The 24,755-nt window shown below is 68.9% G+C and carries 23 protein-coding genes, 1 pseudogene and 1 riboswitch; of the genes and pseudogenes, 13 read left to right on the forward strand and 11 right to left on the reverse strand.

Annotated features, from left to right (window positions below; translation table 11 throughout):
* Positions 1–4 precede the first annotated feature (4 nt).
* Complete coding sequence (locus tag ACFYZ8_RS43165; RefSeq protein WP_388540572.1) at positions 5–1,390, forward strand: serine hydrolase domain-containing protein; 1,386 nt, start codon at positions 5–7, stop codon at positions 1,388–1,390.
* 84 nt (positions 1,391–1,474) lie between these two features.
* On the opposite strand, the gene ACFYZ8_RS43170 is transcribed toward ACFYZ8_RS43165, so the two are convergent.
* Positions 1,475–1,927: a GNAT family N-acetyltransferase gene (locus tag ACFYZ8_RS43170; protein WP_388540575.1), complete on the reverse strand. Its 453-nt coding sequence runs from the start codon at positions 1,925–1,927 to the stop codon at positions 1,475–1,477.
* Between the two features lie 214 nt (positions 1,928–2,141).
* On the opposite strand from ACFYZ8_RS43170, the gene ACFYZ8_RS43175 reads away from it, so the two are divergent.
* Complete coding sequence (locus ACFYZ8_RS43175; RefSeq protein ID WP_388540578.1) at positions 2,142–3,350, forward strand: MFS transporter; 1,209 nt, start codon at positions 2,142–2,144, stop codon at positions 3,348–3,350.
* Between the two features lie 82 nt (positions 3,351–3,432).
* Here ACFYZ8_RS43175 and ACFYZ8_RS43180 read toward each other — a convergent pair whose 3' ends face one another.
* A complete protein-coding gene (locus ACFYZ8_RS43180; protein ID WP_359033849.1) occupies positions 3,433–4,299 on the reverse strand; it encodes a GNAT family N-acetyltransferase in 867 nt (288 codons plus the stop codon).
* A gap of 171 nt (positions 4,300–4,470) precedes the next feature.
* Here ACFYZ8_RS43180 and ACFYZ8_RS43185 point away from each other — a divergent pair, with 171 nt between their 5' ends.
* Both ACFYZ8_RS43185 and ACFYZ8_RS43190 read left to right on the forward strand, forming a co-directional pair.
* Positions 4,471–5,031 (forward strand): HAD family hydrolase, encoded by a 561-nt coding sequence (locus tag ACFYZ8_RS43185; protein WP_388540734.1) that lies wholly within the window; start codon positions 4,471–4,473, stop codon positions 5,029–5,031.
* A gap of 88 nt (positions 5,032–5,119) precedes the next feature.
* Positions 5,120–5,399 (forward strand): annotated as a pseudogene (locus tag ACFYZ8_RS43190) (flavohemoprotein); the annotation flags it as partial.
* Between the two features lie 9 nt (positions 5,400–5,408).
* Here ACFYZ8_RS43190 and ACFYZ8_RS43195 read toward each other — a convergent pair.
* The 5 genes from ACFYZ8_RS43195 to ACFYZ8_RS43215 form a co-directional block, all read right to left on the reverse strand.
* A complete protein-coding gene (locus tag ACFYZ8_RS43195; protein ID WP_359033851.1) occupies positions 5,409–5,891 on the reverse strand; it encodes an NUDIX hydrolase in 483 nt (160 codons plus the stop codon).
* 88 nt (positions 5,892–5,979) lie between these two features.
* Positions 5,980–6,855 carry a LysR family transcriptional regulator gene (locus ACFYZ8_RS43200; protein ID WP_388540582.1) on the reverse strand — a complete coding sequence of 292 codons (876 nt, stop codon included), beginning with the start codon at positions 6,853–6,855 and terminating at the stop codon, positions 5,980–5,982.
* A gap of 234 nt (positions 6,856–7,089) precedes the next feature.
* Positions 7,090–8,229, reverse strand: a complete 1,140-nt coding sequence (locus ACFYZ8_RS43205; protein WP_359033855.1) for a cystathionine gamma-lyase — start codon at positions 8,227–8,229, stop codon at positions 7,090–7,092.
* On the reverse strand, positions 8,226–8,717 hold the full coding sequence (locus ACFYZ8_RS43210; RefSeq protein WP_388540585.1) for a low molecular weight protein-tyrosine-phosphatase: 492 nt from the start codon (positions 8,715–8,717) through the stop codon (positions 8,226–8,228). Before ACFYZ8_RS43210 ends, ACFYZ8_RS43205 begins: the two co-directional genes overlap by 4 nt.
* 6 nt (positions 8,718–8,723) lie before the next feature.
* On the reverse strand, positions 8,724–9,101 hold the full coding sequence (locus ACFYZ8_RS43215) for a phage holin family protein (RefSeq protein WP_389050826.1): 378 nt from the start codon (positions 9,099–9,101) through the stop codon (positions 8,724–8,726).
* Positions 9,102–9,158: 57 nt separating this feature from the next.
* On the opposite strand from ACFYZ8_RS43215, the gene ACFYZ8_RS43220 reads away from it, so the two are divergent.
* The 4 genes from ACFYZ8_RS43220 to ACFYZ8_RS43235 all read left to right on the forward strand — a co-directional run bounded on the left by ACFYZ8_RS43220 (position 9,159) and on the right by ACFYZ8_RS43235 (position 11,691).
* Positions 9,159–9,476: a cupin domain-containing protein gene (locus tag ACFYZ8_RS43220; RefSeq protein WP_007383239.1), complete on the forward strand. Its 318-nt coding sequence runs from the start codon at positions 9,159–9,161 to the stop codon at positions 9,474–9,476.
* A 158-nt stretch (positions 9,477–9,634) separates the two neighbouring features.
* A complete protein-coding gene (locus ACFYZ8_RS43225) occupies positions 9,635–9,847 on the forward strand; it encodes a DUF5326 family protein (protein ID WP_020119530.1) in 213 nt (70 codons plus the stop codon).
* A 573-nt stretch (positions 9,848–10,420) separates the two neighbouring features.
* Positions 10,421–11,155 carry an IclR family transcriptional regulator gene (locus tag ACFYZ8_RS43230; protein WP_388540737.1) on the forward strand — a complete coding sequence of 245 codons (735 nt, stop codon included), beginning with the start codon at positions 10,421–10,423 and terminating at the stop codon, positions 11,153–11,155.
* 98 nt (positions 11,156–11,253) lie between these two features.
* Positions 11,254–11,691, forward strand: a complete 438-nt coding sequence (locus tag ACFYZ8_RS43235; protein WP_388540589.1) for an SsgA family sporulation/cell division regulator — start codon at positions 11,254–11,256, stop codon at positions 11,689–11,691.
* Between the two features lie 273 nt (positions 11,692–11,964).
* Here the strand turns inward: ACFYZ8_RS43235 and ACFYZ8_RS43240 are convergent, their stop codons facing one another.
* A complete protein-coding gene (locus ACFYZ8_RS43240; protein WP_388540592.1) occupies positions 11,965–13,365 on the reverse strand; it encodes a YibE/F family protein in 1,401 nt (466 codons plus the stop codon).
* 495 nt (positions 13,366–13,860) lie between these two features.
* A riboswitch (TPP riboswitch) is annotated at positions 13,861–14,050 on the forward strand.
* Here ACFYZ8_RS43240 and thiC point away from each other — a divergent pair.
* Together thiC and ACFYZ8_RS43250 are read left to right on the forward strand one after the other, a co-directional pair.
* Positions 14,043–15,866, forward strand: a complete 1,824-nt coding sequence (gene thiC, locus ACFYZ8_RS43245; RefSeq protein ID WP_389050828.1) for a phosphomethylpyrimidine synthase ThiC — start codon at positions 14,043–14,045, stop codon at positions 15,864–15,866. Its footprint overlaps the riboswitch before it by 8 nt.
* A 105-nt stretch (positions 15,867–15,971) precedes the next feature.
* The gene (locus tag ACFYZ8_RS43250; protein ID WP_359033868.1) at positions 15,972–16,943 is read left to right on the forward strand and encodes a hypothetical protein; all 972 of its coding nucleotides are present in this window, start codon (positions 15,972–15,974) and stop codon (positions 16,941–16,943) included.
* Between the two features lie 112 nt (positions 16,944–17,055).
* On the opposite strand, the gene ACFYZ8_RS43255 is transcribed toward ACFYZ8_RS43250, so the two are convergent.
* The 3 genes from ACFYZ8_RS43255 to ACFYZ8_RS43265 form a co-directional block, all read right to left on the reverse strand.
* Positions 17,056–17,916: a hypothetical protein gene (locus ACFYZ8_RS43255; protein ID WP_359033870.1), complete on the reverse strand. Its 861-nt coding sequence runs from the start codon at positions 17,914–17,916 to the stop codon at positions 17,056–17,058.
* 193 nt (positions 17,917–18,109) lie between these two features.
* On the reverse strand, positions 18,110–19,174 hold the full coding sequence (locus tag ACFYZ8_RS43260) for a metallophosphoesterase (protein ID WP_388540598.1): 1,065 nt from the start codon (positions 19,172–19,174) through the stop codon (positions 18,110–18,112).
* Positions 19,175–19,376: 202 nt separating this feature from the next.
* Positions 19,377–20,489 (reverse strand): LacI family DNA-binding transcriptional regulator, encoded by a 1,113-nt coding sequence (locus ACFYZ8_RS43265; RefSeq protein ID WP_359033874.1) that lies wholly within the window; start codon positions 20,487–20,489, stop codon positions 19,377–19,379.
* Positions 20,490–20,908: 419 nt separating this feature from the next.
* Here ACFYZ8_RS43265 and hisC point away from each other — a divergent pair, with 419 nt between their 5' ends.
* From hisC to cydB, 3 genes are all read left to right on the forward strand, one after another.
* Positions 20,909–21,988 (forward strand): histidinol-phosphate transaminase, encoded by a 1,080-nt coding sequence (gene hisC / locus ACFYZ8_RS43270; RefSeq protein ID WP_388540601.1) that lies wholly within the window; start codon positions 20,909–20,911, stop codon positions 21,986–21,988.
* Positions 21,989–22,220: 232 nt separating this feature from the next.
* Positions 22,221–23,729, forward strand: a complete 1,509-nt coding sequence (locus tag ACFYZ8_RS43275; protein ID WP_388540603.1) for a cytochrome ubiquinol oxidase subunit I — start codon at positions 22,221–22,223, stop codon at positions 23,727–23,729.
* An 18-nt stretch (positions 23,730–23,747) separates the two neighbouring features.
* Positions 23,748–24,752, forward strand: a complete 1,005-nt coding sequence (gene cydB / locus ACFYZ8_RS43280) for a cytochrome d ubiquinol oxidase subunit II (RefSeq protein WP_388540606.1) — start codon at positions 23,748–23,750, stop codon at positions 24,750–24,752.
* The last annotated feature ends 3 nt before the right edge of the window (positions 24,753–24,755 follow it).

Consider the following 24,755-nt stretch of genomic DNA (forward strand, 5'->3'; position numbering starts at 1 on the left):
GAGCATGACGACATCTCAGGAAGCGTTGCTCCCCGGCACGCGCCGGGCGCTGCTGCACCGGATCGCCGTGGCGCAGTCGGAGGGCAGGGCACCCTCACTGGTGGCGGCGGTCGTGCGGGACGGACGCACCGTGTGGCACGGTGCGCGTACCTCGGTGGACGGGCACGGGCCGGACGAGACCGTGCAGTACCGCATCGGCTCGATCACCAAGACCTTCACCGCCGTCCTCGTCCTGCGCCTGCGTGACGAGGGGCTGCTACACCTCGGCGACCCGCTGGAGAAGCACGTACCCAGCACGGGAGCGGGGGAGGCCACCGTGGCCGAACTCCTCGCCCACACCGGTGGACTGGCGGCCGAGTCCCCCGCGCCCTGGTGGGAGCGCACCCCCGGCTCGCTGCGTCCCGAGCTCGCCGACGTCCTGGGCGAGCAGCCCTTCCTGCATCCGGCCGGACGCCGTTTCCACTATTCGAACCCCGGCTACACCCTGCTGGGAGTGCTCGTGGAGAAGCTGCGCGGGGCTCCGTGGGAGGAGGTACTCCGGCGCGAAGTGCTCGCACCCCTGGGTCTCGGCCGCACGAGCGTGCACCCGCAAGCGCCGCACGCGGGCGGCTGGGCGGTCCATCCATGGGCCGATGTGATGCTGCCCGAGCCTTCCGAGGACCTCGGTCGGATGGCTTCCGCAGGACAACTCTGGTCCACCACAGCGGACTTGGCGCGCTTCGCGGACTTCCTGGCGAAGGGTGACGACCGGGTGCTGTGTGCGGAGACCGTACGCGAGATGCGCACACCCGCCGCGCCGGCCGGGACGGGGGAGCTGGCGGATGGCGCCACGTACGGGCTCGGACTGCAGATCCAGCACCGCGACGGGCGGCTGCTCGTGGGCCATTCGGGTTCGCTGCCGGGCTTCCTCGCGAATCTCACGATCAGTGTGGCGGACGACGTGGCCGCGGTCGTGCTGGCCAACTGCACGTCCGGCCCCCTGCTGTCCGTCGTAGGAGCCGATCTCGTACGGATCGTCGCCGAGGCCGAGCCCAGGATCCCCGAACCCTGGCGCCCGATGCGCGAAGCCGACTCGCCGGCGCTGGAGTTGGCGGGCCAGTGGTACTGGGGAACGAACGGCTTCGGCCTGCGGCTCACGGCGGACGGGCTCGCCTCGCTGGAGCCCTTGTCGGGCGGAGGCCGGCGCTCCCGGTTCCGGGCCAACGGCGACGGCACCTGGACCGGCCTGGAGGGCTACTTCCAAGGGGAGCGCCTGAAGGCCGTACGGCGGCCTGACGGATCCGTGGACCACCTGGACCTCGGGTCCTTCGTGTTCACTCGGCAGCCGTACGACGAGGGAGCTTCCGTGCCCGGTGGAGTGGATCCGGAAGGGTGGCGAGGCGTCGGCTAGAAGTCCTGGCCGATCGAATGAGCGGCGCGCTGTTTCACGTGAAACAGCGCGCTTTGCTGTGCGAGGAGCGGACGGCCAGAGGAATCACAGGGCCAGCTTGAAACCCACGTGTGAGGCCGTGAAACCGAGCCGTTCGTAGAAGCGGTGGGCGTCCGTGCGTGTGGTGTCGGACGTCAACTGAACCAACTGGCAGTTCTGGCGCCGGGATTCCTCGATCGCCCACTCGATGAGCCGGGACCCGAGTCCACTGCCACGTTCGTCGGCGTGGATGCGCACCCCTTCGATGATCGACCTGGTGGCGCCCCGTCGGGACAGTCCCGGAACGATGGTGAGCTGAAGGGTGCCGACCACGCGACCCTCACGCGTGGCGACGACCAGATGCTGGTTCGGGTCGGCGGAGAGGCGCTCCAGTGCGGCCAGATAGGGGTTCAGGTCGTCAGGGGACTCGCGCTGGGCGCCCAAGGGGTCGTCGGCGAGCATGCCGACGATCGCGGAGACGTCGTCCGTTGTAGCGGGCCGAATTTCAAGATCTCCCATGTCCGCACCCTATGTCGGGTGCCCGTGCACCGGCACCGCAGGTGTGCGGAGGGCTTCACGGCTTGTACGAGGGGGTGACTTCGGGGTTCTGGGCGGCTCGGTCGAGGGCGGTAGGAACCGATCGGGATTACCGCTGCTTGCAAGTAAAGAGCGTCTGCAATTATTGTGAGGGTGCGCAACATGCTCCTGCAATCATCTGGGAAGGTTCACCCCCATGCCGCTCGCGCTCCTGGCCCTCGCGATCGGGGCCTTCGGAATCGGAACGACCGAGTTCGTGATCATGGGGCTGCTGCCCGAGGTCGCGGACGACTTCGGGGTCTCCATCCCCACCGCCGGATTCCTGGTCACCGGCTACGCGCTCGGCGTCATGTTCGGCGCCCCGCTGATGACAGCCCTCGGCACCAGGATCTCCCGCAAGCGGATGCTGATGCTGCTGATGGGCCTGTTCATCGTCGGGAACCTGCTCTCCGCGCTCGCGCCGGTCTTCACCGTCATGCTGATCGGCCGCGTGGTCGCCTCCCTCGCCCACGGAGCCTTCTTCGGGATCGGCTCGGTCGTCGCCGCCGACCTGGTGGCCCCGGACAAGAGGGCCGGAGCCATCGCGATGATGTTCACCGGCCTGACCGTCGCCAATGTCGTCGGTGTCCCGCTCGGCACACTGATCGGCCAGAGCGCAGGCTGGCGCCTCACCTTCACGATCGTCGCGGCCCTCGGCGTCGTCGGCCTGATCGGCGTCGCCAGGCTCGTCCCCGACATGCCCCGGCCGGAGGGCGTGCGCCTGCGCCACGAGCTGGCCGCCTTCAAGAACGCCCAGGTGCTGCTCGCGATGGCGATGACCGTCCTCGGCTTCGGCGGTGTCTTCGCAGCCATCACCTACATCGCCCCGATGATGACCCATGTGGCGGGCTTCGCCGACGGCTCGGTGACCTGGCTGCTGGTCCTCTTCGGCCTCGGCATGGTCGCCGGCAACCTCGTCGGCGGCAAGTACGCCGACCGGGCCCTGATGCCCATGCTGTACGTCTCCCTGGGCGCCCTGGCCCTCGTGCTCGCGCTCTTCACCCTCACCGCGCACCACAAGGTCCTGGCCGGCGTCACGATCGTCCTCATCGGAGCCCTGGGCTTCGCCGCGGTGCCGCCGCTCCAGAAGCGGGTCCTCGACCAGGCACACGACGCCCCGACGCTCGCCTCAGCCGTCAACATCGGCGCCTTCAACCTCGGCAACGCCCTCTCCGCCTGGCTCGGCGGCCTGGTCATCTCGGCCGGTTTCGGCTACACCGCCCCCAACTGGGTGGGCGCGGCCCTGGCCGCGGGTGCTCTCCTCCTCGCCTTCCTCTCGGCCGCGCTGGAGCGCCGGGACAACGCCCCCAGCACCGTCGTCGCAGGGGCCATGCCGGCGGACCAGCGGACCGCGGTGCACCACTGAAAGCGCGCGGCCCGCAGCCGGGCACGACGACGGCGCCGGTTCCCCGAAGTCCGGGGTGCCGACGCCGTCGTACCGACGTGCCTCAGACCGCCGCCACCGTCAGCGGAGCGAACCGCCGGCTCCAGTCGCCCGGCAGATCCGCGATCCCGTACGTCATGACCGAGTTGTGGGTGACCGACGCGAGACCGCGTTCCCTGGCCCACACCCGTAGCTCTTCGTGCCGTACGTCGATGTCCGTACGCAGGGGACGGTCGGTGCCTGCGGCGAGCGATGTGAGGAGGGCCTGGGCCGTCTCGGTGTCACGGGCGATCAGTGGTCCCACGACATGGGTGTCCATGTTGGGCCAGGCGGCCGCGTACCCGATGATCCGGCCGCTGTCCTCGGCGACGCGGAACTGGTCGGCGAAAGCGGGCAGCCGGGTGATGAGGTGCGTGCGATCCGTGCCGAGCACCTCCTCGTCGAGCCGGAGAACCGCGGCGACGTCCTCGGCGGTGGCCGCACGTGTGCTCACCGACGGCGCCGGGCCGCCCGGAGTGAAGTGTCCACGGAGCATCTCCGCCCGGCCGATGACCTTGAAGCCCAGTTCCTCGTAGAGCGGGCGTCCGTAGGGCGTCGCGTGAAGAGTCAGCGGGGTGGTGCCCATCGCGGAGAGGATGTGACGCATGAGCCGACGGCCGATGCCCTGGCGGGCGTGCCGTTCGGCGACCAGCACCATTCCGATCGCTGCCAGGTCGGGCTCGCTGTAAGGGCCGTACTCAGTGACCACGCAGGCCGTGACGAGGCCTCCGTCGGGATCATCGATGCCGTAGCCCTTCCCGGCCGCGAGGAGGAGGCCCCACTTGTGCTCCTCGCGTGGCCACCCCCGGTCCTCGGCCAAGTCGGCGCAGGCGTTGAGATCACGGAGCGTCAGACGGCGGATGGGGAGGGCGGTGAGAGAAGGAGTCGGCACGCAGGTCAGGCTGTCCGACAGGTGCCCTCGGCGTCCACCCGTTTCCCGGGGTGCGTACAAGCTTTTGGCCATGTCGTGGCGGAGCGCACAGCAGGCGAGCAGATGTCGGGTGTTTCACGTGAAACATCGGAGAACGGTGACCGTCCGGCGCGCACCACTAGCCTCAAGAACATGGCGAGACTTCATCTCTTCGACCTCGATGGCACCTTGCTCCACGGGACCAGTGCGCCCGTGCCGCGACGACATGCTCCTCGGTCAGGGACGCCCACAGCTCGTACACCTGCTGCGCGTAATCCGCCGGTAGCTTTCGAAGGTGCTCCGTGGCTGGCCCGCATTCGCGAGGTCTGGGCGGAGATCAGGGAACAGGGCGACTACTGCGCGGTCGTGTCCCTGTCGCCGTCATTCTTCGTGGAACGGCTGACGGGTTGGGGAGCTCATGCCGCGCACGGGTCCCGTTTTCCAGCCGTCCCCTTTACCGAGCCCGTGGATCCGGCCGGAGTACTCAGCGCTGCTGCCAAGGTGCTGATAGCAGATCGCCTGTGCGAGCAGTTCGGAGTGACACGGGCGGACTGCATTGCCTATGGCGACTCGTCCTCCGACAAAGACCTGTTCGTTGCGGTGCCGATCTCCGTGGCGGTCAACGCGGACCATCATCTGTCCGATATCTCGACCCATTCGTACCAGGGCATGGATCTGTGGGAAGCCTATGAATTGGTGCGCCACGCCCAGTGATTGAGGCATGGTGCGGGGCCCTGGCCCGTACGGGGATCTCGCAGGTGATGACCGACGCGGCTGCCGCGGAGGAACTGTGCGCACCGGCGGCCAGTACACAAGCCTGGAGACGTCGTGGTGGCCGCGTATATGGCGGCCCTACTCCTTCGCCTCGGCACCCGCCGGACGGCCTGCTGTCGTTCTACGTGAAGGCCGCCCCCGCGGGCTGGGTCTCCCGCGACGTCAGGCTCGGGCCGCCGACGGGCTCCATGACCGTGGACCACACCGCTGACAGCGGACTGCTCTGCCTGGGCGGCGGCGGTACCGGCACAGCCCCGACCAAGGCGCTGGTCGAGGACGTGGCCGAGCACGGGGCCCGTCCATCGGTAGGCGAGGGGTCAGCCCAGGTCCGGTGCGTGCATGGCCCGTACGCCCTCGATGTTGCCGTCCAGGTAGTGGCGCAAAGACAGCGGGACCAGGTGGACGGAGGCGATCCCGACGCGGGTGAACGGCACCCGGACGATCTCGTACTCCCCGATGGGCTCGTCCACTTCGGGACCGTGACGGAGAGAGGGGTCCATCGACTCCAGACGGCAGACGAAGAAGTGCTGCACCTTCACTCCCGTCGCGCCTCCGTCGTCGCCGATGTGTTCGACGGTGTCCACGAAGCAGGGCACCACGTCGGTGACCTTGGCGCCGAGTTCCTCGTACACCTCGCGGTGCAGGGCGTCGACGACGGTCGTGTCCGTCGGCTCGACTCCACCGCCGGGAGTCAGCCAGTAAGGATCCATGCCGGGTTTTGTGCGCTTGATCAGGATCAGATCGTCGCCGTCGAGCAGGACGGCACGGGCGGTGCGCTTGACCACGGGTCGGACGGTCATGGGGGGAATGTGGCCCGGATGGTTCCACGTGAAACATCGCGTGCTGTCACCGGCCGGGATCGCTGCGTGAAGAGCGCAAAACCCCTGGTCAGCACCAGTCGGCCGCGGCTCGCAGCAGCCATTCGTGCGCCCGCGCGATATGCGGCATGGCCAGGGTGCCGGTGCGCACCACCAGGAAGTAGGTCCGAAGCGGGGGCACGGCGGGCTCGTGCAGTGCGACGACGTCACCGCGCTCCAGGGCTGTCGCGCACAGATAGCGGGGCAGCACCGCGAGGCCGGCGCCCGCTACCGCGCAGGCGAGGACCGCCCGCAGGTCGGGGACGACGACGGTGCCGGGTGCCGCAGGGCGGGAATCGAAGACGGCGGCCCAGTAGCGCGAGACGAAAGGCAGGGACTCGTGCACCTCGATCACGGGGACGTGCTCGAACACGGGGGCCGCGCCGGCCCAGCCCGGCGCGGCGACCAGGACGTGCTCCTCGTCGCAGAGCGTGCTCGCCGTGAGCAGCGCACCCCGCGGACGGGCCGTGGTGATGGCCAGATCATGATGCCCGGCGGCAAGACCCTCCAGGGTCTCCTCGGCGTTCCCGAAAGAAGCTCGCAGGGCGAAGCCCTGGCCATCCTCGCCGGTCAGCTCGGTGAGCGCCGGCAGCGCCCGTTCGGCGGTGAACTCGGGAGGCCCCGCGAGATGCAGTGTGCGCAGGGACGACTCGTCGTCGAGCCCGGTCTCGGCGATCTCGACCAAGGCGTCCAGATGCGGCGCGGCCTTGTGGGCGAGTTCGTCGCCGATGGTCGTGGGGGTCACGCCGCGGGCCTGCCGTAAGAACAGGGGACGGCCCAACTGCCGCTCCAGGGTGCGGATCTGCGAGGTGACGGCCGGTTGAGACAGTCCGAGCAGCGCGGCGGCGCGGGTGAAGGAACCGGCCCGGTGCACCGTCACAAAGGTGCGCAGCAAGGCCAGATCCATGGCGACGCCCCCTTCCCTGCCCTTCTCCCGGCCGGACAGAGGCCCAACTATAAATATGTCGATAGGTCTCTGTCGCTACTGTGATTGGACACTGACACAGAGTCAACTAGCCTTGTTCGCGCGGTTCTTCGCGCGCGGAACCGGGGCGGTCCGAGCCACGAGGGGGGAGGCTCGGACCGTCCGTTGTACGTAGTCGGACATGGCCGGACGACCGTGCAGCCTCCGACGAAACGGTCAGTCGGCCGACTCGTCCAGCGCACGCAGCACATCCGCCACCAGGTCCTCGGGATCCTCCGCCCCGACGGAGAAGCGGATGAAGCCCTCCGGCACGTCGTCGCCGCCCCAGCGCCGGCGTCGCTCGGCCGTGGAGCGCACCCCGCCGAAGCTCGTCGCGTCGTCCACCAGCCGCAGCGCGTCAAGAAAACGGTCGGCACGCGCGCGCGTGGGCAGCGTGAAGGAGACCACGCATCCATAGCGCCGCATCTGCTGCGAGGCGATCTTGTACGAGGGGTCGTCGGGCAGTCCCGGGTAGCGCAGCCCGCTCACCTCGGGGCGCGTGCGCAGCGCTTCGGCGAGCACCAGGGCGCTCGCGTTCTGCCGGTCGACCCGCATCTGGAGGGTGGCGATCGAGCGATGCGCGAGCCAGGCCTCCATGGGCCCCGCGATCGCCCCGACGATCTTCCGCCAGCGGCGTACGGCGTCCATGGCCTCGCCCTCGCGGCCGGTGACGTACCCGAGGAGGACGTCTCCGTGCCCCGTGAGCTGCTTGGTGCCGCTGGCGACGGAGAAGTCGGCGCCGAGCTCCAGCGGGCGCTGTCCGAGCGGGGTGGCGAGCGTGTTGTCGACGGCGACGAGCGCCCCGCGCGCGTGTGCCGCCTCCACGAGCCGCCGGATGTCGCACACGTCGAGACCGGGGTTGGACGGGCTCTCGAGCCACAGCAGCCGCGCGCCGCCGAGGAGGTCGAGCTGGGCGTCGCCGCCGGTCGGCGCGGTGCGCACCTCGATGCCGTACGCCTCCAGCTGGGCGCGGACGAGCGGCAGCACCTGGTAGCCGTCGCTGGGCAGGACGACGGTGTCCCCGGCGCGCAGCTGCGAGAAGAGCACGGCGGAGATGGCGGCCATGCCCGAGGCGAAGACCAGCGTCTCCACACCGTCCTGTCCCGGCGCCTCCAGCTCGCCGATGGCGCGCTCCAGCAGGCTCCAGCTCGGGTTCGTGTCGCGGCCGTAGGTGTACGGGCCGTCCACCTCGCCCGGCAGATGGAAGTGGGCGGCGAAGGCCGGGCCGGGCAGGGTCGGTTCGTTCTTGACCGCCTCGGGCAGTCCGGCCCGTACCGCGCGCGTGCCTTCCCCGTTGTCCGCGTCCCTGGCGCTCATGCCACCCGTCCTTCCGTCCGCTCACGCACCTCGGCGAGCAGGCCCTCGCTCGCCGCCTCCACCATCTCAAGGCACTCCTCGAAGCCGTCCGGGCCCCCGTAGTACGGGTCCGGAACGTCGAGGTCGTCGCCCGCGGCGGGGTCGTACGCACGCAGCAGCCGGACCTTCGCGGCGTCCTCGGGCGTGGGTGCGAGGCGTCGCAGGGCCTTGAGATGGCCGGCGTCGAGGGCGATGACGAGATCGAGGCGGGCGAACCAGGAGGGCTGGAACTGGCGGGCCGTATGGGCGCCGTCGTAGCCGTGCTCCTCCAGGACGGACACGGTGCGCGGGTCCGCGGCGTCGCCCTCGTGCCAGCCGCCCGTACCGGCACTGTCCACCTCGACCAGGCCGTCCAGGCCGGCCTCCGCCAGGCGGGCGCGGAAGACCGACTCCGCCATCGGGGAACGGCAGATGTTGCCCGTACAGACGAAACAGACGCGGTAGGTCATGCCTCCTCAGTCCTCGTCGGGCAGGACGACATGCAGGGCCCAGGACACGATCGAGATGATCAGGCCGCCCAGGACGGCGGTCCAGAACCCTTCGACGTGGAAGCTCAGGTCGAGCTTGTCGGCGAGCCACGAGGTCAGCAGCAGCATCAGCGCGTTGACGATCAGCGTGAACAGGCCGAGGGTCAGGATGAACAGCGGGAAGGTGAGCAGCTTCACGACCGGCTTGACCAGCCAGTTCACGAGGCCGAACACCAGCGCGACGAGGATCAGCGTCCAGACCTTCTTGCCGGTGCTGTCACCGGTCAGGGTGATCTTGTCGAGCAGCCATACGCCGACCGCCAGAGCACCCGCGTTGGCGATCGTCTTGACTAGGAAATTCTTCATGTGTCTGATCGTGGCAGAAGAGATCGGTTACGGGTACGACGAGGGCGGACTAAGTCGATGAAGGCATTCCGGTTGGATGAACTGGAGGCGGAGCGCGCCGCCAACGACGGCGCCTATCTGCAGTTCCTGCGTGAGCGGAACATGTCGGTCGGCCTGTACGCGCTCGACGCGGGTGCGCAGGACCCGCAGCAGCCGCACCACCAGGACGAGGTCTACTTCGTGGTCAGCGGCCGGGCCGCGATCACCGTGGGCATGGAGACCACCCAGGTGGCGCGTGGCAGCGTGGTGTACGTACCGGCCGGCGTCGCCCACAAGTTCCACCACATCAGCGAGGACCTCAGGGTCATGGTGGTGTTCTCTCCCCCGGAGAGCTGACCCGCGGCCTCGGGGTTCCCTAGGGGATCAGTCAGGGGAGGACAAGGGGTGCGAGGCCCCCGCTGGAGCACCTGCCCGGCCTAGCATCGAGTGCAGGACATTGGTGGATCCGGTACCAGAGGGGCCGGACAGTGCCGGACTGCAGAGAGGTAAGGACGATGGGAGAGATCTTCGCGGGGATGCCGTGGTGGGTGAAGTGGATCGCGGTGCCGGTCATCGCCCTGGTCGTGTTCGGCGGCCTGATAGCCACCGTCGTCGGTTTCGTCATCGGCCTCCTCTTCAAGCTGCTGGTCTTCGTGGCCCTGGTCGGCGGACTCGTCTACGTCGTACGGAAGTTCATGTCGAGCTCCTCGTCGCGCAGCGACTGGTGAGCGCCCGGGGCGGGCGGGGCGACCGGTAACAGGAACCACCTGTTCCCTCGGGCGGGGGAAGTTTTCCGGACGGGCCGTATGCGCGCGGTGGCGGACCGTTAAAGTCCGGAACTCGACGCGGGGACGACCCCGCGAGCGGCGTACACCCCCTCCCGTGTTCCCCCCCCCCGCACGGGCTGCCCCCTCGCGCTCCGGGAGTGACCCTTGGCCACGGTTGACACCGCACCCGCACAGACCGACGCCCGCCCGCCGACGCCTCCCGCACAACCGACGGCCTCGGGACGACTGACGGCTCCCGAAGGTCCGGGTCCGGTACCGCCCGCACAGCCGACAGCCCCGGCACGGCCGTCAGCTCCCGCACGGACCTCCACTCCCGCTTCCGCACGGACCTCCACTCCCGCTTCCGTGCGGACATCCGTTTCTGTACGGCCGTCGGCTCCCGTACCGCCGTCAGCTGCCGGACGGCCGTCGGCTCCTGTACGGCCGTCAGCTGCCGGACCGCCGTCGGCACCCGTCCAGCGGCACGCGGCGCTCTCCTCCGAACCTGCCGAACCGACCCACTCGGCGACCCTCATCGGGTCGGTCCAGCGCGCGATGCGCCTGCTCGAGTCCGTCGCGGAACACCAACACGGAGCCCCCGCCAAACAACTCGCCCGCGAGACCGGGCTGGCGCTCCCCACGGCCTACCACCTGCTGCGCACCCTCGTGTACGAGGGTTATCTGCGCCGCGACAAGGGCCTGTTCTTCCTCGGGGAGGCGGCAGAGCGGCTGAGCAGCAGCGGAGCCGAGCAGAAACGTCGCAGCACCGTCGTCGAGGCGCTCGCGCACTGGCGTGACCTGATCGGCGTACCGGTGTACTACGCGCAGTACCGCGACGGTGAGATCGACGTCCTCTGCGTATCCGACAGCCCCGGCAGCCCGGCGGTCGAGGAGTGGGCCGACTTCCGTGAGACCGGGCACGCCCACGCCATCGGGCAGTGTCTGCTGGCGCAGCTCGACGACGAGGCCCGGCGCGACCACCTCCACCGGTACCCCGTGCGGTCCATCACCCCGTACACCGTGCGCGACGGCCACAGCCTGCTCCGGCGTCTCGAACGGACCGCGCGGATGGAGCCGGTGATCGAGCGTCAGGAGTACGCGTTGGGGACGGTGTGTGCGGCGATTCCGATCACGTTGGGTAATACAGCGGCAACGATGGCCATCTCGCTTCCCGCCCATCAGGCGGACCGTCTGCCGACCGCAACCCAGCAACTACAAGCGGAAATCGGGCGTCTGATGGGTTCGCTCGCGATCTCTATCAGTATCTGAAAACTCACTCCTTGTGATCTGTCGTACACGTTCAGCAAGATGCCACCAGTGTCAGAGGGATCATTCCCGGCCAATGAAGGCAGATGACGGGGTAGGCGATGCGCGAGTCGGTACAGGCAGAGGTCATGATGAGCTTTCTCGTCTCGGAGGAGCTCTCCTTTCGCATTCCGGTGGAGCTGCGCTACGAGGCCTGCGATCCCTACGCGGTCCGATTGACCTTCCATCTCCCGGGCGACGCCCCGGTGACCTGGGCTTTCGGGCGTGAGCTGCTGATCGACGGGGTGGGTAGGCCTTGCGGGGAGGGTGACGTACGGGTCTCGCCCGCCGGTTCCGACCTGCTGGGCGACGTCCTGATCAGGCTTCAGGTCGGCGGCGACCAGGCCTTGTTCCGTTCGTCGACGGCGCCGATCATCGCGTTCCTCGATCGCACCGACAAGCTGGTCCCGCTGGGCCAGGAGGCCGCGATGGCCGATTTCGACACCCACCTCGACGAGGCGCTGGACCGGATTTTGGCGGAGGAGCAGAGCGCGGGCTGATGCCTTGCGGCGGCAGAGAGGTGGCGGAACGCTTCCTCTTGGAGCGGGAGGGTGCAGGAACGCTTCTGCCGGGGTTGGGACTGGGTGTGGGGTGGGGCGCGAAGTGTTCGGGGTCGGGCGCGGCCCTGCTCGCCAGGATCGCGGGCGACCATTTCCAGCGCGTGTAGACGCACGGGTTCCACGGAGACCAGGCCCCCTCGTGGGAGCCGGGAGCCGGGAGCCGGGAGACGGGAGCCAGGAGACGGGAGCCTCTGTCTGGCTCGTGGGCCCCTCTCAGTGCTTGCGCCGCCGTCCCTTCCCTCCGCGTCCCGTTGCCGGCCGGCTGTCGGCTGTGCCGGCGCTCGCACTGGTCGCCGGTACAGGCGTAGGCGCTCCAGCCGCCACGCCCACCGTCTCCGCCCCCGGACGGTCGGCCGAGACCACCAGGGCCGCGAGGGCCGTGGTGACCGGTACCGACGCGACGAGACCGATGGAGCCGACCAGCGTGCGCACGATCTCCTCCGCCACCAGCTCGCTGTTGGCGACCGTCCCCACGCTGGACTGCGCGATGGAGAAGAGCAGCAGCAGCGGCAACGCGGCGCCGGCGTAGGCGAGGACGAGCGTGTTGACGACGGACGCGATGTGGTCCCGGCCGATACGGATACCCGCGCGGTACAACCCGCGCCAGCCCATCGTGGGGTTGGCCTCGTGCAGCTCCCAGACCGCCGAGGTCTGTGTGACCGTCACGTCGTCGAGGACACCGAGTGAGCCGATGATGATGCCGGCGAGCAGCAGACCGCTCATGTCGATCGACGGGTACAGGCCGTGGATGAGCCCGGTGTTGTCGTCGGTGTTGCCCGTGAGCGCGGCCCAGTCGATGAACACCGAACCGAGGATGCCGATCAGCACCAGGGAGATCAGTGTGCCCAGTACCGCCACGGAGGTACGGGCCGACAACCCGTGGCACATGTAGAGGGCGATCAGCATGATGGCGCTCGACCCGATCACCGCCACCAGCAGCGGGTTCGAGCCCTGCAGGATGGCGGGAAGGACGAAGAAGTTCAGCAGCAGGAAGCTGACGGCGAGGGCGACCAGCGCCATGACACCGCGCATCCGGCCGACGATCACGACGGCGAGTGCGAAGATGCCGGCGAGCACGGCCATCGGGATCCGGCGGTTCACATCGGTGACCGAGTACTGGAGATCCCTGGGGGCGGAGGGCTCGTACGCGACCACGACCTTCTGCCCCTCGTGCAGCTGCCGCGGCTGGTCCGGCTGGACGATCTCCGTGAAGGTACGGCCCGTGTCCTTGCCGGTGTCGACCCGGATCGTCGCCTTCTTGCAGGTGCCGTTCGCCTGTTGCTCGGCGGACGAGCCCTCGGCGGTGGACGTGTCCCCGGTCGGGGCCTCCCCCGAGGCGTTCACCGACTTGCAGCTGACGCTCACGACCTTGCTGACCGTGGCCTGCTGGGTCTGCCGGTCGAAGCCGACCCCGGTGCGCTCGTGCGCCGGCGCGCCACCGGGCCAGAGCACCGCGAGGCCCACCACGACGGCCGCGCCGAAGGGGATCAGGATCGCCGCGATGACCTTGCGCAGGTGCTTGGAGACGGGGGCCGCCGGGCCATGGCTGTGGGAGTGACCGTGGCCGCCACCACCTGATCCGTGGCCGTGGTCTTGGCTACCGTCCCTTGCCACGTGGTCGTGGCCGCCGCCACCGCCGGATCCGTCACCGGAGCCATGGCCGTGGTCGTGACCGCCACCACCACCCGATCCACGCCCGTGCCCGCCGCCGACGGCGTCCCCATGACTGCCGGAGCCCTGACCGGGCCCCCCGCCGACACCGGGCCCGTACTCGTGCCGGTGCCCGTCGTCGACCCCGTGCCCCGGATCACCCCCGTGCCCGTGCCCTTGCCCGTGCCCGAAGGCGTCCCAGCCACCGGTATCAGGTCCATCGGTGCGGCCGTCGCCACTTCTCGGCCCACCCTCGGGCCCACCTCCCGGCCGACCTCCGAGCCCTCTTCCGGGCAGGCCGCCCGGGCCGTATCCAGGGCCGTTTCCGGAGCCCGGTCGGCGCGGAGGCTCGGGCGGCGGGTACGGGGGCTGATGTGTCGTGGTCACCGACCGATCATCGCAAGAACGACAGGGGCCCTCTGTTCACCGCGCCCGAATTGACGCTAGCGTGGTGCCACCTTTTGTACACGCGGGAGCTCGGAGCACCGGGCTGAGAGGGCGCTGACCTCCGTCCCAGCGATGTTTCACGTGGAACATCACCTCAAGCGAGTGACGTTCCCCACGAAACGTCGGCAGACGGAAACCGCTGCGTCGACCGCCGAACCTGTTACCGGGTAATGCCGGCGTAGGGAGTAGGTCTCATGACCATCAAGGACGCGCGCACGCCTGCCTCCGAGCAGAACGACCAGAACGAGCAGAACGACCAGAACGAGCAGAACGACCAGCTCGACACGGAGGCCGGGAAGTCCATCGGCTGGCACAAGGCGTACGTCGAGGGCTCGCGCCCCGATCTGCGGGTGCCGGTCCGTCAGGTGCACCTCACCAACGGGCAGTCGGTCACGCTGTACGACACCTCGGGCCCGTACACCGATCCGCTCACCGAGACGGATGTCCGCCGGGGCCTCGTGCCGCTGCGGGAGAACTGGATCGTCGCCCGCGGGGACACCGAGGAGTACGCGGGCCGGCCCGTGCGCCCCGAGGACGACGGGATCAAGCACACCTCACCGCGCGGCGGCCTCCGCAACCTCGACGCGGTCTTTCCGGGGCGGCCCCGCCAGCCGCGCCGCAGTCGTGACGGCAACGCGGTCACACAGCTCGCGTACGCCCGCCGCGGCGAGATCACACCGGAGATGGAGTACGTGGCCATCCGGGAGAACGTCTCTCCCGAGGTCGTCCGTGAGGAGATCGCGGCGGGCCGCGCGGTGCTGCCGGCGAACGTCAATCACCCGGAGATCGAGCCGATGATCATCGGCAAGCGGTTCCTGGTGAAGGTCAACGCCAACATCGGCAATTCGGCGGTGACCTCCTCCATCGAGGAGGAGGTCGAGAAGATGACCTGGGCGACCCGCTGGGGAGCCGACACGGTCATGGACCTTTCCACGGGCCGCAACATCCACACCACTCGCGAGTGGATGCTGCGCAACTCCCCCGTCCCCATCGGCACGGTGCCGCTCTACCAGGCCCTGGAGAAGGTCGACGGCAGGGCCGAGGAGCTGACCTGGGAGATCTACAAGGACACGGTCATCGAACAGGCCGAGCAGGGCGTGGACTACATGACCGTCCACGCGGGCGTGCGCCTGCCGTACGTACCCCTGACGGCCAACCGCAAGACGGGCATCGTCTCGCGCGGCGGCTCGATCATGGCGGCGTGGTGCCTCGCGCACCACAAGGAGTCGTTCCTGTACGAGAACTTCGAGGAACTGTGCGAGATCCTCGCCGCCTACGACGTCACGTACTCGCTGGGCGACGGCCTCAGGCCCGGCTCGATCGCGGACGCCAACGACGAGGCGCAGTTCGCGGAGTTGCGCACGCTCGGGGAACTCAACCGGATCGCGAAGCGTTTCCACGTACAGACCATGATCGAGGGCCCGGGACACGTCCCGATGCACAAGATCAAGGAGAACATCGACCTTCAGCAGGAGATCTGCGATGAGGCTCCGTTCTATACGCTCGGCCCGCTGACCACCGACGTCGCGCCGGCCTACGACCACATCACCTCCGGCATCGGCGCCGCGATGATCGCCTGGTGGGGCACCGCGATGCTCTGCTACGTCACGCCCAAGGAGCACCTGGGCCTGCCCAACCGGGACGACGTCAAGACGGGTGTCATCACCTACAAGATCGCCGCTCACGCGGCCGACCTCGCCAAGGGACACCCAGGCGCCCAGGAGTGGGACGACGCCCTCTCCGACGCCCGCTTCGAGTTCCGCTGGGAGGACCAGTTCAACCTGGCCCTCGACCCCGACACGGCCCGCGAGTTCCACGACGAGACCCTCCCGGCCGAACCGGCCAAGACGGCCCACTTCTGCTCCATGTGCGGGCCGAAGTTCTGCTCGATGAAGATCTCCCAGGACATCCGCCGCCGTCACGGCGCCAGTCAGGAGGAGATCGCGGAGGGCATGGCGCAGAAGTCGAAGGAGTTCGCAGCGAGCGGCAATCGCGTGTACCTGCCGCTGGCGGACTGAGGTCCGTAGATTGGCGCTGTTCCGGAGGGTGGGTGGCTTCGGGGCAGCGCCATCGTGCGTTTCGGGGATGGGACGAGGGGGGGCGGAGTCTTGATCGTTCTGAGCGTGACGGAAGAGGCGCAGTCGCTGGTGTGGGACGGCGACGATCTGGTCGACGTGGTCGGTGGTGGCCGCTGGTGGGGTCCTGATGGCGTGGAGCAGTGTGCCTCGGTCATCCGTAGGTTTCCCTTCGACCGGAGCGTCGTCTCCCCGTCCGGTCGCTACTCCGTCGTCTATGCCGAGCGGGGTACCAAGGCGCTGCTGCTGGAGGGTGACCGGCTCGTCCGTGAGCTGAACCGCAGCTACTACCAAGCTGATGCCTTCGACTATCCGGTGGCGCTCGGGACGTTGCCGGACGGCCGCGAGGTGCTGGTGCACTGCCCGGAGGAGTACAACGTCCTCGAGATCGAGGACGCGGAGACGGGAGAGCGGCTCACCAGTGGTGAACGTGATCCGAAGGACGTCTTCCACTCGCGGCTGGAGGTGAGCCCGGACGGGACGCACCTGCTGTCGGCCGGCTGGTTCTGGCATCCGTACGGGGTCGTCGAAGTCTTCGACCTGGTCGGTGCGTTGACGGATCCCGCTGTGCTCGATGGCCGTGGCGTGCTGCCGTCGGACCCGGGCATCGACGCGGAGGTCGTCTCGGCCTGCTGGCTCGACGGTGACCGCCTGGCCGTGGCGACCGGGGAGGAGTTCCTCGACGACGAGGAGAAGCCTGCCCTGGGCCCACGGCAGTTGGGTGTGTGGTCGCTCTCCGCGCAGCGGTGGATCCATCGCAGCAGGGTCGGTTTCCACATCGGCACTCTGATCGCCCGGGGCGACTCGGTCGTCTCGCTGTACGGGCATCCGCGGCTGATCGACGTCACGACGGGTGCCGTAGTGGCGGAATGGCCGACCGTGGAGGTGCCCCGGAGAGACGGCAGCTACGGGGTCACGCACATTCCGACGCCCGTTGCCGCCCTGCACCCGGATGGCATCCGCCTGGCCGTAGCGCAGCCGGAGGGCATCGCGATCATCGCCCTGCCGGTCGTCGACTGATGCAGGCGAACCGCCGACCGTGGGCGGCGGACCGCCGGCGGGTGGCCCGCGGCCGGGTCTTCGGCTTGCGCTCCCCATGGTGGGGGCGCAAGCCGAGGGGCGGTGCCGGATGTCATTCCGGCTGGTGTTCCGGCCCCCCGAAGTCCGGACTGGTGTAGTCCGGGCTCGTGAAGCTCGGACGGGCACCGGAGGCTCCGTCGTCCGGGCTGCTGAAGCCGGGGCGGTCGTAGCCGAGGCTGGGCATCCGGCTGGTCGGTGCGGGCGGTGCCGTGTGGTGCAGTGCGGCGGTACCCGGGTCGGCCAGTGCGTCCCTGAGGAAGGGGAGGATGCCGCGTTCCAGCAGGGCCTCGCGCCAGGCGTCCCTGGCCCGCGCCACCTCCTCGCTCAGCTCGCCGTATCCCGCGTCCGGCGAGGGCCGGTTGCGCAGGGCGGTGATCAGCAGGCCGCCGGCGGCGACCAGGATCGCGACCGCGGTCAGGGCACCGAACACCCATCCGATAGTGATCATGGCGGGGGCGACCGCCGGCGGAGGGCTGAGCATCTGGAGGATGTAGCCCACGAGCAGGAAGATCGCCGCGGCTATGCCGGCGAGGACAGGTGTCAGAACTGCGGCGACGGCGACGGCGCCCGCACCGGCGGTCTCGGCGACCTCTCCCATGGTGGTGGCGAGCCCCATCGCACCCGTGCCCGACTCGGCGGGGCCGGGTTCGTGCACGGACGACAGGGTGGACGGCGCCGGGCGGCGCTGTTCCTCGCGGACCTTCACGTAGTGCTGGTACTCGGTCGCCGCGGCCGCCGTGATGAGTGCGGTGGCGTTCAGCGCCATGGTGCGCAGCTGTTCGGGGTTCAGCCGCTGTCCGACAGCGGCCAGTTCGGGACGGTGTGGTGCGGAGCGCAGCGCCTCGTCGAGGATCCGCTCGTACTCCTGGCGGTCCTCGCTGTGCAGGTGCTGCGGAACGCTGTTCATGTGCATCCCCCGATGCTCCGTAGGGCTTGGGGCTCGCATGCCAACGAGCCGTCGGGCAGAAACGGAGGGGAGCCTGCTACGGATAAGCCGATGGTAGAGCGGTGACGGCACAGGGTGACAGGGGGTTTCCAGAAATTGGCCTCTGGCCTGCGCTCTCGACGGTCAGTCCGCCATGGGGGAATGTCTGCCCCGTGAATGCTCAGATATCCAGGGGCAGTTGCTGGACCAGCAGTTTTCCGGCCATGGTCACCCCGCCGTCCATCGCGATGGCCAGTCCGTCGGCGTAGACGTGCGGTCCCTCGACCACCGGACCGGATTCGTCCTCGCCGTCCTCGGAGCCCACTTCGCCGAGCAGATACGGGATCGGACTGTGGCCGTGGACGATGCGGGTGCCGCCGTACGTGTCGAGCAGGGAGCGCACATGGTCGGCGCCGCCTTCGTCGCGGAAGGAGAAGCGCTTGGTGAGTTTGCGGAACAGGTCCCACACCTCGTCCGCGTCGTTGCGCGTGAGGGTCTCGCGGACGGTGTCGTTGACCGCCTCGATCGAGTCGCCGTAGTCGAGGTAGGCGGTGGTGTCGGAGTGCACGAGCAGGTGCCCGTCGACCTCCTCTACGGCGTCCAGGCGGGCCATCCACTGCAGGTGGTGGTCCTGGAGGCGGTCCATGTCGGTCTTCTGGCCGCCGTTGAGCAGCCAGGCCGCCTGGAAGGTGGCGGTGCCCGCGCCGGAGTTGACGGGGGTGTCGCCGAACCGCTTGGCGCCGATCAGCAGCAGCTCGTGGTTGCCCATGAGGGCCTTGCAGTAGCCGCCCGCCGCCGCGGCCTCCGCGGACAGCCGCATGACGAGGTCGATGACGCCGATGCCGTCGGGGCCGCGGTCGGTGAAGTCTCCGAGGAACCACAGCCGGGCGGTGCCGGCGCACCAGTTGCCCGCGGCGTCGACCAGGCCCTTGTCGTGGAGTGCGGCCATCAGTTCGTCGAGGTAGCCGTGGACGTCGCCGACGACGAACAGCGGACCGGGACCCTCCTCCGGCTGCGCGGCGGGGTCGGCGGCCGCCTGGAGTCCGTCACCGGGGCTGATGACGGGCAGGTCCTGCTCGGTGGGGGTGTACCCCTCCGGGTAGGCGTCCTCATGGGCCGGGGCGACGTCGCCGGGGTGCACGCTGTGGCCGTACGGACCGGTCTCGTTGACGTACGCGGGCACCCGGAAGTCGCGCAGCACCGCCGTGCGCTCCACCTCGGGTCCCTGACCGGCCCCCTGAGTCATCAGACCCCTCCACCATCGCGCCGCATCTGCACCGCTTCGGACTGCCTGGTCGCAGCGGCCCGCGGTGTCGTGGGCCCATCATAGGAATGCGGATCGCGCCGTGTGATGACCCAGGGGTGGTGAATCGGAGCAAGACTCCTGTCCACCGCGGCATTCGCCCCGATTGGGCCGGGCTTCGCCCCCTTGCCCGGCCGCCCGTCGGCTACTCCTCCTCGGGCGACCGCGGCGGGCTGACCGTCGTGCGCGGGGCCCGTCGCTGGGACGAGGTGCGCACGATCAGCTCGGTCGGTATCACCTGCTCGACCGGTTGGTCCGATTCGACCCCCTCGATGGCGTCGATGAGGAGCTGGATCACTGCCGTACCGATGCGCCGGGGCTTGAGCGAGAGCGTGGTGACGGGCGGCTCGGTGCTGGCGTACACGGTGGACTCGCTGCAGCAGACGATCAGCAGGTCGTCCGGGACGCGCAGCCCGTAGCGGCGGGCGGCGGCCAGCAGGTCGGTGCCGTTCGGGTCGAACAGGCCGTAGACGGCGTCCGGCCGGTCGGGGCGGGCGAGGAGCCGGTCGGCGGCGACGGCGCCCGCGCACGGATCGTGCGCCGGGTAGGCCTCGTAGACCGGATCCTGGCCCACGCGCTCGCACCAGTGCAGATAGGCGGTGGTCGACAGATGGGTGTACGTGTCCGTCGTCGTCCCGGTCAGCAGGCCGATGCGGCGGGCGCCGGCGTCGGCCAGGTGGTCGAGGATGCCGAGGACGGCGGCCTCGTGGTCGTTGTCCACCCAGGCGGTGACCGGGAGCGCGCCGGCCGGGCGGCCGTCGGAGACCACCGGCAGACCCTGCCGGACCAGCTCGCTGACGACCGGGTCCTGGTCGGAGGGGTCGATGACGACCGTGCCGTCCAGGGCGACGTTCGACCACACGTCGTGGCGCGAGGTCGCGGGCAGGATGACGAGGGCGTAGCCGCGGGCGAGCGCGGCGGAGGTGGCGGCCCGCGCCATCTCGGCGAAGTACGCGAACTCGGTGAAGGTGAAAGGTTCATCCCCGTACGTCGTCACGGTCAGGCCGATGAGTCCCGACTTGCCGGTACGGAGGGTTCGGGCCGCGGCCGAGGGCCGGTAGCCCAGTCGGTCGGCGACCTCCCTGACATGGCGGCGGGTGGCGTCCGGGAGCCTGCCCTTGCCGTTCAGGGCGTCGGAGACGGTCGTGATGGAGACTCCGGCGGCGGCGGCCACGTCTCTGATGCCCGCCCGGCCCGGCCGACTGCCTCGACGTGAGGTTTCCGCGCGGCTCACCTGGTGCTTCCCTGCTGCTGTCATGGCGAGCCGATAGTAGGGCTCATGCGGTGGGGTAGGGCGGACGCATATGCACGCGTTGACAGGCACGTTTCTGCAAGGTCATCAGGCGTCAACTACCTGTGAAACAAAGCCAGTTAAACGATCCAATGGCACTACGTAACTTGTCGGCACGCATGAGCCTGCCAAGTCTCCGATGTTTCGAAGAGGTCTCAACTCACCTTCACGGGTGACGCGCGCCACGGCGCAAGCCACCGGCGCATAGATATATGTGGCCGCGCCCCCTGTTTCGTCTGCCTTCGTACAGTGATGCCCCTGATGCCTGTGGGACAGATGGGGTGCGCGGGCCACCGGCGGTCACGTCACGCCGCACCGGTACGCACCGGCGCCCAATCCTCATAAGGTGAGCAGCATTGGAACCGGTGGTCATGAGGAGGACTGCGGTGAGCGAGACGAGCCCCAAGCTGCGCGCCGAGCTGGAGGGTATCCCCACGTACAAGCCGGGCAAGCCCGCCGCGGCCGGTGGTGCGGTGGCCTACAAGCTGTCCTCCAACGAGAACCCCTATCCGCCGCTGCCGGGTGTGCTGGAGACCGTGACGGCGGCGGCCTCCTCCTTCAACCGCTACCCGGACATGGCCTGCACGGGCCTGATGGAGGAGTTGTCCGAGCGCTTCGGTGTCCCGCTCGCCCACCTGGCCACCGGCACCGGTTCGGTCGGCGTCGCCCAGCAGCTGATCCAGGCGACCTCGGGACCGGGCGACGAGGTGATCTACGCGTGGCGGTCCTTCGAGGCGTACCCGATCATCACGCAGATCAGCGGGGCCACCTCGGTACGGGTGCCGTTGACCGAGGGCGATGTGCACGACCTGGACGCGATGGCCGACGCGATCACCGAGCGGACCCGGCTGATCTTCGTCTGCAACCCCAACAACCCGACGGGCACCGTCGTGAAGCGGGCCGAGCTGGAACGATTCCTCGACCGGGTGCCGAGTGACGTGCTGGTGGTGCTCGACGAGGCCTACCGCGAGTTCATCCGCGACCCCGAGGTGCCGGACGGTGTGGAGCTGTACCGCACACGGCCGAACGTCTGTGTGCTGCGCACCTTCTCCAAGGCCTACGGCCTCGCCGGCCTCAGGGTCGGCTTCGCGATCGCCCACGAGCCGGTGGCCGCGGCGCTGCGCAAGACCGCGGTGCCCTTCGGGGTGAGCCAGCTCGCTCAGGAGGCGGCGATCGCCTCACTGCGGGCCGAGGACGCACTCCTGGGCCGGGTCGGCTCCCTGGTCTGTGAGCGCAACCGCGTCGTGGAGGGGCTGCGGGCCCAGGGCTGGACGGTGCCGGAGACCCAGGCCAACTTCGTGTGGCTGCGGCTGGGGGAGCGCACGGCCGACTTCGCGGCGATGTGCGAGCAGCACGGTGTGGTCGTGCGGCCCTTCGTGGGCGAGGGGGTGCGCGTGACGGTCGGGGAGGCCGAGGCGAACGACATCTTCCTGAAGGTGGCGGAGGGCTTCCGCAAGGAGCTGTGACGCGCTGGTGAGTGCGGCTGAGGGCCGGGGTTTCACGTGAAACCCCGGCCCTCGGTGCGCCAGGGGCCGACCGGCCCCTGCAGATGTGACCTATCGGACCCGGTGAGGGACCCCCCGCCCATCCCGTGTCGAACTGCCATGCGTCATAATTGCTTGTGAATGTGAACGCTTTCACAAGCGCTTCGCTTTGCAAGCGTTTGTTCCACAAGCCTGTGAGGTAAGGAGCGGCGACGTGGACCTGGCTCTGGCGCCGGAGACCCTGGCGCGCTGGCAGTTCGGCATCACCACCGTCTACCACTTCCTGTTCGTCCCCCTGACGATCTCGCTGGCCGCCCTCACGGCAGGCCTCCAGACCGCCTGGGTGCGTACGGAGAACGAGAAGTACCTCAGGGCCACCAAGTTCTGGGGCAAGCTCTTCCTGATCAACATCGCGATGGGTGTGGTCACCGGCATCGTCCAGGAGTTCCAGTTCGGCATGAACTGGTCCGACTACTCGCGCTTCGTCGGCGACGTCTTCGGTGCCCCGCTCGCCTTCGAGGCCCTGATCGCCTTCTTCTTCGAGTCCACCTTCATCGGCCTGTGGATCTTCGGCTGGGACAAGCTGCCCAAGAAGATCCACCTGGCCTGCATCTGGATGGTCTCGATCGGCACGATCCTGTCGGCGTACTTCATCCTCGCGGCCAACTCCTGGATGCAGCACCCGGTCGGCTACCGGATCAACAAGGCGAGGGGCCGTGCCGAACTCACCGACTTCTGGGCAGTGCTGACCCAGAACACCGCGCTCGCCCAGGCCTTCCACACGCTCAGCGCGTGCTTCCTGACCGGGGGCGCGTTCATGGTCGGTGTCGCGGCCTTCCACCTCTTCCGCAAGAAGCACATCCCCGTGATGAAGACCTCGCTGCGGCTGGGCCTCGTCACCGTGGTCATCGCCGGCATGCTCACCGCGATCAGCGGTGACACCCTCGGCAAGGTCATGTTCAAGCAGCAGCCGATGAAGATGGCGGCCGCCGAGGCGCTGTGGGACGGCCAGGACTCAGCGCCGTTCTCGATCTTCGCCTACGGCGACGTGGAGAAGGGCCACAACACCGTGGCCATCGAGATCCCGGGCCTGCTGTCCTTCCTGGCCAACGACGACTTCACCTCGTACATCCCCGGCATCAACGACGTCAACAAGGCCGAGCAGCAGAAGTACGGGCCGGGCGACTACCGGCCCAACATCCCCGTCACCTTCTGGGCGTTCCGCTGGATGATCGGCTTCGGCATGACGTCCTTCGCCATCGGCCTCGCCGGACTCTGGCTGACCCGCAAGAAGTTCATGCTCCCGCAGCACCTGAGGGTCGCCGACGACGAGGTGCCGCATCTGGTCCTCTTCAAGAACAAGGCCCTCAGCCCCAAGCTCGGCAGGCTCTACTGGCTCGCGGCGATCTGGACCCTGGGCTTCCCGCTCATCGCCAACTCCTGGGGCTGGATCTTCACCGAGATGGGCCGTCAGCCCTGGGTCGTCTACGGCGTCCTGCAGACCCGGCACGCGGTCTCCCCCGGCGTCTCCCAGGCCGAGGTCCTCATCTCGATGCTCGTCTTCACAGCGCTGTACGCCATCCTCGCCGTCGTCGAGGTCAAGCTGCTCGTGAAGTACGTCAAGGCCGGCCCGCCCGAGCTCACCGAGGCCGACCTCAACCCGCCCACGAAGATCGGCGGCGACACCCGTGACGCCGACAAGCCGATGGCCTTCTCGTACTAGGCCGAGGGAGATCGAGTCATGGAACTTCACGACGTCTGGTTCGTGCTCATCGCCGTCCTGTGGACCGGCTACTTCTTCCTGGAGGGCTTCGACTTCGGAGTCGGCGTCCTCACCAGGCTGCTCGCCCGCGACCGGGCCGAGAAGCGCGTCCTGATCAACACCATCGGTCCCGTCTGGGACGGCAACGAGGTGTGGCTGCTGACGGCGGGCGGCGCGACCTTCGCCGCCTTCCCCGACTGGTACGCCACCCTCTTCTCCGGGTTCTACCTGCCGCTGCTGGTCATCCTGGTCTGCCTGATCGTCCGGGGGGTCGCCTTCGAGTACCGGGCCAAGCGGCCCGAGGAGAACTGGCAGCGCAACTGGGAGACCGCGATCTTCTGGACCTCGCTCATCCCCGCGTTCCTGTGGGGCGTGGCCTTCGGCAACATCGTGCACGGGGTGAAGATCGACCAGCACTTCGAGTACATCGGCTCCCTCTGGGACCTGCTCAACCCGTACGCCCTGCTCGGCGGACTGGTGACGCTGACACTGTTCACCTTCCACGGAACGGTGTTCACGGCCCTGAAGACCGTGGGGGAGATCCGGGAGCGGGCCCGGAAGCTGGCCACCCGGGTCGGTCTCGTCACGGCCGCGTTCGCGCTGGTCTTCCTGCTGTGGACGCAGGTCGACAGCGGTGACGCCAAGAGCCTCGTCGCGCTGGTGGTCGCCGTGGCCGCACTGGTCGCCGCGCTGGCGGCCAACCAGGCCGGGCGTGAGGGCTGGTCGTTCGCGCTGTCGGGCGTCACCATCGTTGCCGCCGTGGCGATGCTCTTCCTGACGCTCTTCCCGAACGTCATGCCGTCCTCGCTCAACGCGGACTGGAGCCTGACGGTCACCAACGCCTCGTCGAGCCCGTACACGCTGAAGATCATGACCTGGTGCGCGGGGATCGCCACGCCGATCGTGCTGCTCTACCAGGGCTGGACCTACTGGGTGTTCCGTAAGCGCATCGGCACCCAGCACATCGCTGAGACCGCGCACTGAGGT

The sequence above is a fragment of the Streptomyces sp. NPDC001668 genome, from assembly GCF_042893155.1.
In the GTDB taxonomy this organism is placed as follows: Bacteria; Actinomycetota; Actinomycetes; order Streptomycetales; family Streptomycetaceae; genus Streptomyces.